The following is a 257-nucleotide window of genomic DNA, read 5'->3' as shown; positions in this document are numbered from 1 at the left end:
GCCACGGTACAGGCTGACGGCAGCTATCAGGCGGAAGTGCCGAATGCACTGCCGGATGGCCGCTACAGCGTTGAGGCAGTTGTCAGCGACAAAGCAGGAAACCGAGCCGAAGCCCGTGATGATAATAACGGCAAAGGAAACGTGATCGACACCACGGCACCGGTCATTACCGTAGACGCTCCGGACAACACCTCCGACAACACCCCGCTTATCAGCGGTACCACCGATGCCCCGGCCGGTTCCGTCGTCAGCATCAC

1 protein-coding gene is annotated in these 257 nt (G+C 60.3%); it reads left to right on the top strand.

The features are described from left to right. Window positions 1–257, top strand: a 257-nt coding sequence (locus ACI43T_RS12135; RefSeq protein WP_405387380.1) for an Ig-like domain-containing protein, incomplete at both ends; no start/stop codon positions are given.

The sequence above is a fragment of the Neisseria oralis genome (assembly GCF_045062685.1).
Taxonomy (GTDB): domain Bacteria; phylum Pseudomonadota; class Gammaproteobacteria; order Burkholderiales; family Neisseriaceae; genus Neisseria; species Neisseria oralis.
Note: the sequence above shows the minus strand (reverse complement) of the source record. Positions and strands in the feature narration are given on the sequence as shown.